Raw genomic sequence first — 7,156 nt, 5'->3', positions numbered from 1 at the left:
TTTTTCTTTTTGCGCCTTTGTAGGTTTACCATCTTCCACGCTACTAGCAGCTGGCGTATTTTGCTTATCTAACTCCTGTTGTTTTAGTTTCTGCATTTGCTTAGTAAGTTGGCGCTCCCTTTGAGTCATCGCATCAACTGGCTGAATCCACAAATCAATATCGAAAAAAATTCTCATTATTCTCAGTGATAAACTCGATACCAAGCACAACTACATGATGTAGTTCAATAATTGGCAAACGTGTGGCAACGTCCTGTGCAATCTTTGCTAGCTTTGGTTGGACAGCGGCTTTGCTATTAGGACCCTTTGACTCCTGACCATAAAAAAACCAGTACATAATGTCGTCCCAAACTTTCATAAGAATGTTGATGTACGACGTAGCCATCTTTTTGCAGTGCTGCGCTTTGTTTAGGGTGTCTATATAGCGTACGAATAAGCTCGTGACGTGAAAACAAAGACTCATCTAGCAGTTGTTGTTGCCAGTGAGCGAGCGGTATTCCTGTTTGGTCGTCATTATTAGCTGCGTGCTTTTTACCATACGTATCTATCATCTGCATACTTAGCTGAGACCATATCGTGGCTGCTTGTATCATATGCTGATGGTACATTTGAGCAGTTGAACTTTGGTTTTTGTAGGCAAGTGTGATGGCGACCAGTGCTGAGTTAGGTTCGTCTTGTACTTCATTTTTGATGAGCGCATTGTCGACTACAATGGCAGGAGCAAACGGGTCTGGACTTTGCAAAAAAACGCTCAACCAAAGCGTCTTCTGACTCGAAACTTGGAATATGATTTACGGCCGACTGCTGCAGCTGTTCTAAATGATAAGCTAAGAAACGCCATAATTCACATGGGGTGCGTACTGCTGCTGCTATCGAGTACCAGTCGTCCCAGCTAAATACTTGTAGCTGCTGCATGCTTTCGCTCATATCGACAACTAAGTCCTCTAAAAAGTAACGAACACCAAAATTGTGTTTAAGTCGCTGTAGAGCACTGTTTGAATTGTTTGCACTGTCACCGTTATAACCTCGATTAAGACTGCTACCCCCTCCGACAAGCTGAATATCAAAAATCATGGCTTCATAACCAACTGAAGCATTGGCTTCATTTTGAGATGATAATGGCTTGTACCATGTAAGTGCTGACTTGACCGCAGTCATGCGTACAGCCTCAATATCAGCTGATTCTGTATCATAGGGTAGATATAGTGTCAGTTCCAACAGCTGTAGCTTGCCAAGTGGTAACTGATACTGATAGTGACGAGCGATATACTGAGCATTGTATTCATGTTCAATTGTATGCATGCCTGCCAATGTCACAGCCATAGCATCTGCTTGTAAATAACTGACTAGCTCAGTCGTCAAATAGCCCCAGTCGGGCATAGTAGTAATCGAATGGGACACAAGTTCCAACCTTCTATTATCGTATGGTGAATATCGCACATGCCAGCTCATAATAATAACGACATCATTACCGCGTATTACAAATATTTGAATGATGCAAAATTATGCTACATAAGCACTATCAGAGACAGTCGCTTTCAAGGCAATCACTTGTTATGATGATATCAAAGCAGTATTGCTTGCGTGCAAGTTTATGGATGACAAACTGTACTTAGTTGTATTTATCGAAACCATAGTCGTTGAATTTTTAATCATCGAAACTTTAATGACTATTATATAATAATAAGGATTAAACATTATGAAGCGTTTTAAAGAAAAGACCGTCGTTGTAACGGGTGCAGGTTCTGGTATTGGCCGTGCGACTGCTATTCGCTTTGCCGAGGAAGGCGCTAGCGTGGTTCTAGTAGGACGTACGGCAGCAACACTAGAAGAAACTGCCAAAGAGTTGCCACAAGATCGTACTTGGATTCATACCGATAATTACCTTATTATTACATGCGATATCAGTGTCCAAAGCCAAGTACAAGAGATGGTTGAGCGCGCTATCGACAAATTTGGCAAAATTGATATCTTGGTAAACAATGCTGGCAAAGCAACCCAAGGTAAGATCACAGAACTATCTGCTGATGATTGGCGCTCTGCTATCGATGTGAATCTAAACGGGACTTTTTACGTCTCTCAAGCGGCTATGCCTCACTTAATTGCATCAAAGGGCAACATCGTCAATATCTCATCGCTCTCGGGCGTAGGTGGTGACTGGAATATGGCTGCTTACAATGCCGCTAAAGCGGGTGTGACCAATTTAACCCGCACATTGGCATTGGATCATGGTTCAGATGGTGTTCGTGTTAATGCGGTTAATCCAAGTGTCACCAAAACCGATATGACTACGGCTATCCAAGACAATGAATCTAAGACGGATAAATTCTTAGCTCGCTGTCCGCTTGGACGTTTGGCAACCCCAGAGGATATCGCCGCTGCCATTACCTTCTTAGCAAGTGATGACGCTCCATGATTACTGGTGTCAATCTGCCTGTCGATGGCGGTGTTAGTGCCTCTAACGGCCAACCACAGTTTTAGACTTTTGCACTGATAAACATTCAAATATTACTCAAAAAAAAGCCCCTGATATGATGATATCAGGGGCTTTTTCAATATAAATTATTAGAACTTAGTTGTAGACAGCTCTGAGTTTTCGTACCTGTCATACAACCAGTGATTTTAACTTAACTAATTGAACTAATATTTATACCATTTAACTTATTCAGCTGCATTATTGATGTCTTGTAGTGGCTGCGACAAACGCTCAAGGTGTCTTGGTAGCACCCCTTTATATTGAGAATATATTTTTGGTAAATCTGCTTCGATATCACCTGTAGGATAAACCAGCGACATGAACCGTATTTCTTTAGTATTGTAGTCCATCGCCACTGGTAAAATCGGTACACCAGCACCCACTGCTAAATAATAAAAGCCTGTTTTCCACGACTCAGTATATTGCCGTGTCCCCTCTGGTGATAATCCTAAAAATAATGGTTCACCAGTTTTGAACTTATCAATACTGGCTTGCAGTACAGAGCCTTTATTACCACGATCGATAGGAATAACCCCTATCCAATTTAATAACTGTGCAAACACAGGAACTTTAAATAGCGTGTGCTTGCCCATAATGCTGATTTTGATATCTAATGCAAACAGACTTGGAATCGCATAAATACCATCCACATTAGAAGTATGTGGTAGAGCAAGCACTACAGCTTGTGAGATATTTGGAATCTCGCCTACCGTACGCCAACCTGATGCCTTTAACAGCGCGGATGCAATAACAGGCGCAAACTTGTTGCCACGCTTTGGAACCTTGTCTCCCAAATGCTTTTTGCTAAGTTTTGGGAGTACTTTGGAGCGCGCAGGTTTAGAAACAACAGACTTAGAACGGTTAAAAATCTTCGGTATCATGACAGCACAATATAATGAAAGGTACTGACATAATACCATTAAGCCTTTGTGGCTAGGCTGAATTTTGCGTGCTTTTATTATGTGATAGATCGTTTAGCCATAAATATAAGTAATGACCTATTACGATATTCTGCACCCATATTTCTTTAGATTCATTGCTAATTCTTAAGAAATATCGGCCAAATCACCTTTGCTCTCAAGCCACGACTTACGATCAGAGGCACGTTTCTTAGCCAGTAGCATATCCATCACGCTATTGGTTAGTACCATGTCATCCATATCTAACTGTACTAGGCGGCGTGTATCACGGCTCATCGTCGTCTCACGTAATTGCTCAGCGCTCATTTCACCAAGCCCTTTAAAGCGTGTAATCTGAGCTTTTTTATTGCCCGGTACGTTAGCCAAGATATGTGCAAGCTCTGGTTCATCCAGTGCATAGTGAACTTCTTTACCTACATCTACTCGATACAAGGGCGGCATGGCCACAAATAGATGCCCTGCATCCACTAGTGCAGGGAAATGCTTCACAAACAAAGCGCAGATCAATGTCGCAATGTGCAGTCCATCAGAGTCAGCATCCGCTAAGATACATATCTTGTCGTAACGTAGCTCGGACAAATCGTCAGAGGCAGGATCCACACCGATAGCAATGGCAATATCATGAATCTCTTGGCTTGATAGCACCGTATCTGATGATACTTCCCACGTATTTAGGATTTTGCCACGTAGAGGTAGTATGGCCTGATAATGACGATCTCTTGCTTGCTTAGCACTACCACCCGCAGAATCACCCTCTACTAAGAACAGCTCAGCGCCATCACGTAAATCACCACGGCAGTCTGCCAATTTACCAGGCAATGCGGTCCCTGAGTAATCTTTTTACGAGCGACTTTTTTGGCCGATTTTAGACGACGACCTGCTTTATTAATCGCCAGTTCAGCGATTTGGGTGCCTATGTCCGCATGCTGGTTTAACCATAGGCTAAAGGCATCTTTTGCCAATGTTTGTACAGCGCCCGCCGCTTCACGGCTAGATAAACGCTCTTTGGTCTGTCCAGAAAACTGTGGCTCAGAGAACTTCAGAGACAGGATATAATTCACCCCATCCCAGACGTCTTCTGCGGTTAGCTTCACACTACGTGGTAGCAAATTATGAATATCGCAGAACTCACGTAGTGCTTCTAAGATGCCTGTACGTAGTCCATTGACATGCGTACCGCCTTGAGCTGTCGGAATCAGGTTCACATAGCTTTCTTGAATAGGCGTACCACCATCAGGCAACCAAGATAAGGCAAAGGTAATAGCTGCTCGTTCGCCCGCTTTCGCATCGTAATTATAATAAAACGGCGCTTCAGGCAATGTTTCCAAACCATCTAGTTGTTCGCTTAGATACTCGACTACCCCATCCGTAAACTGCCAAACGACCTTTTCATCATTGATATCGTCAGTGAATTCAATCGTCAGTCCAGCGGCCAGAACAGCCTTTGCTTTTAAATTATGCTTGAGCTGTTTTACATTAAATTTGGGCGTATCGAAGAAACTACCATCTGCCCAAAAGTGTACTCTGGTGCCACGTTTGCGCTTGTTTGAGCTGACTGCTTCAGTTAATGGCGTAACTGGTGCACCATTTTCAAATGCCATATCAAACTGTGTGCTATCACGCCATACCGTCACTTCAACGCGGGTTGATAGCGCATTGACGACAGAGATACCCACACCATGCAGACCACCTGACACTTCGTAATTAGAGGTCGAAAACTTTCCACCTGCATGCAAGCGGGTCAAAATCAGCTCAATACCAGATTGACCAAACTCAGGGTGAATATCAGTTGGCATACCGCGCCCGTCATCTTCGACAGACAACGATCCATCACTATGCAATTGCACCTTGATGGTTTTAGCATAACCAGCTAACGCTTCATCAACTGAGTTATCAATGACCTCTTGCGCCAAATGATTCGGGCGCGTGGTGTCGGTATACATACCCGGACGACGACGGACTGGATCAAGACCTTCTAAAACTTCTAACGATTGCGCATTATATTGACTCACAAATGCATCCTTAACTGTTCGCGTGCGTTTAATTCTATTAAACCATTATAACGAAAAATAGCGACGTTAACGTTAATACTCCATCGCTTACGTCATATAATGTCGTCTATTTAGGCTTGTACTAAATTCTGTAAGATATTCATCACCATTGGCAGCTGATCATTAAAATCACTGAAGCGATGATCGCCACCTACTTGCACCGTTACCGATGCGCCATGACTTTGATAAAAATTTTTAGACAATTCAGAATTTAATAGCTCGTCGCCTTCTTTTAGCAGTACAGCAACTTTATTAGGATAATTTACTGATAACAGCTGATTATCTGCAAGCCACTGTAAATCTGCAGGCGTAATACTCCAGCCACCCGCTGTCGTATGCAGGACTTTGCTAGTAGATGACTCATTTAAGTTATCTTGACTTGATACAGGTTTATTAGAGAAACGCTGTAAAGTGATATGGGGCTGGATACTGGGGTTAAGCAATAAAACTGGGCAACCTATCTGATTGCTTATCAAAGTAGAAAAATAGCCACCCAATGAGCTGCCGATTAATACCGTATTTGATAACTCAGTCTGCTTATCTGCTGATTTTCCATCTTCAGTATCATTTAGCGCTTTGATTAAAGACAGTAGTTGCTCACACACTTGCGCAGGGGTTTTATTTAAATCAGGACGCAGCACATCAATATCAGGATAATGAAGCTGGCAATATTTTTCTAACAACATCCCTTTGGTCGAGTTGGCATCACTGTCCAATCCATGGATATAAATCAAGTTCACGTATCATCTCACTTATTAATTTTGTTATGATTATCTTATAAAGGCTATCAAAGCTAAGCATAGCACCCGCTAGACGGAAATAATAACAATAAAATGGCACACTATTAGTCAGTATTTGCGACATAATAAAATTGTACAGTGATTTTATGCAGGTCAAAGGAATGACGGTAGTCATTATGGAGGAGTCATGAATCAACAGTTTGAACTGTTCGAGATTGCCAATCCATGTATTGGTCTTTGTCAAAGCAATAAGAAGGGTTATTGCTTTGGTTGCCTGCGTAGTCGAACTGAGCGCCAGCGATGGCATGACATGACGACAGAGCAGCAACGCGAGGTGCTAAGGCTTATCGCAGGACGTAAGCTGCGTATAGAACAAATGAGACAGCGTAAATATGAACAGTTAGGATTTGATTTTGAGGAGATACCTGAGATAGGTGAGTTATTTTAAGAAGTAATTAATCACGCCAGACATGCTAATAGTACCCTCAAAATGCGTTAAATTTCGCTAAAATATATGCCCAATAACCTAACAGTAGAATCAGTAGTCCCCACGGTATGGCGAAACACCAATAATATAAATCGCTAGTAGTAAATACGTAAAAATAAACAGCCATTCCAACACTGATTACAAGTGAAGCTGCATATCCAATCAACAAGGTAAAGAGAATATTATTCTCAATTTTGGTTAAGCTTGGGCTTCCCTCTGCACATATATAAAAAAGAAACCCAAAAGCAAAAGCCCCGCCAATAGTAATATGCAAAAATGATATTAGAACTAGCAACCAAATCGACACGCATACTTCCTTATTAGTCTAATGACGGCTTTGTCTTTAATATAGTGCTTTCTACAAGTTATAAGCGCTTCTAATAGAAAATAGCATACCTTCAAGTTTTTCTATAATCAATACTGCAATACGCTTGCTAGAATAAATTAGACTGAAATCAGTAGATCCGTCACCAAACCGCGCG

Annotated in this window: 7 protein-coding genes and 1 pseudogene; 2 read left to right on the top strand and 6 right to left on the bottom strand. The window is 42.0% G+C overall.

Annotated features, from left to right (window positions below):
- Positions 1–296: 296 nt before the first annotated feature.
- Together TT11_RS16305 and TT11_RS16300 are read right to left on the bottom strand one after the other, a co-directional pair.
- Positions 297–743: a hypothetical protein gene (locus TT11_RS16305; RefSeq protein WP_261871168.1), complete on the bottom strand. Its 447-nt coding sequence runs from the start codon at positions 741–743 to the stop codon at positions 297–299.
- A complete protein-coding gene (locus TT11_RS16300; RefSeq protein WP_261871167.1) occupies positions 682–1,401 on the bottom strand; it encodes a DUF3570 domain-containing protein in 720 nt (239 codons plus the stop codon). The genes TT11_RS16305 and TT11_RS16300 overlap by 62 nt, the downstream gene beginning before the upstream one ends.
- A 298-nt stretch (positions 1,402–1,699) precedes the next feature.
- Here TT11_RS16300 and TT11_RS16295 point away from each other — a divergent pair, with 298 nt between their 5' ends.
- Complete coding sequence (locus TT11_RS16295) at positions 1,700–2,416, top strand: SDR family NAD(P)-dependent oxidoreductase (protein WP_261871166.1); 717 nt, start codon at positions 1,700–1,702, stop codon at positions 2,414–2,416.
- 245 nt (positions 2,417–2,661) lie between these two features.
- Here TT11_RS16295 and TT11_RS16290 read toward each other — a convergent pair whose 3' ends face one another.
- The 3 genes and pseudogenes from TT11_RS16290 to TT11_RS16280 form a co-directional block, all read right to left on the bottom strand.
- The gene (locus TT11_RS16290; RefSeq protein WP_057762140.1) at positions 2,662–3,357 is read right to left on the bottom strand and encodes a lysophospholipid acyltransferase family protein; all 696 of its coding nucleotides are present in this window, start codon (positions 3,355–3,357) and stop codon (positions 2,662–2,664) included.
- A 165-nt stretch (positions 3,358–3,522) separates the two neighbouring features.
- Positions 3,523–5,408, bottom strand: a pseudogene (parE, locus tag TT11_RS16285) (DNA topoisomerase IV subunit B).
- A 110-nt stretch (positions 5,409–5,518) separates the two neighbouring features.
- A complete protein-coding gene (locus TT11_RS16280; RefSeq protein ID WP_261871165.1) occupies positions 5,519–6,187 on the bottom strand; it encodes a YqiA/YcfP family alpha/beta fold hydrolase in 669 nt (222 codons plus the stop codon).
- A 187-nt stretch (positions 6,188–6,374) separates the two neighbouring features.
- Here TT11_RS16280 and TT11_RS16275 point away from each other — a divergent pair, with 187 nt between their 5' ends.
- Positions 6,375–6,635 (top strand): DUF1289 domain-containing protein, encoded by a 261-nt coding sequence (locus TT11_RS16275; protein ID WP_261871164.1) that lies wholly within the window; start codon positions 6,375–6,377, stop codon positions 6,633–6,635.
- Positions 6,636–6,672: 37 nt separating this feature from the next.
- On the opposite strand, the gene TT11_RS16270 is transcribed toward TT11_RS16275, so the two are convergent.
- Entirely contained in the window at positions 6,673–6,981 is a 309-nt protein-coding gene (locus TT11_RS16270; RefSeq protein ID WP_261871163.1) for a hypothetical protein, read from the bottom strand.
- Positions 6,982–7,156: the final 175 nt, after the last annotated feature.

The organism is Psychrobacter sp. JCM 18901, assembly GCF_000586435.1.
Lineage (GTDB): Bacteria > Pseudomonadota > Gammaproteobacteria > Pseudomonadales > Moraxellaceae > Psychrobacter.
Note: the sequence above shows the minus strand (reverse complement) of the source record. Positions and strands in the feature narration are given on the sequence as shown.

What these genes read in the sequence shown, in the direction of transcription:
- TT11_RS16295 (WP_261871166.1), top strand. Translation starts at nt 1,700, where the DNA reads ATGAAGCGTTTTAAAGAAAAGACCGTCGTTGTAACGGGTGCAGGTTCT.
- TT11_RS16275 (WP_261871164.1), top strand. Translation starts at nt 6,375, where the DNA reads ATGAATCAACAGTTTGAACTGTTCGAGATTGCCAATCCATGTATTGGT.
- TT11_RS16290 (WP_057762140.1), bottom strand. Translation starts at nt 3,357, where the DNA reads ATGATACCGAAGATTTTTAACCGTTCTAAGTCTGTTGTTTCTAAACCT.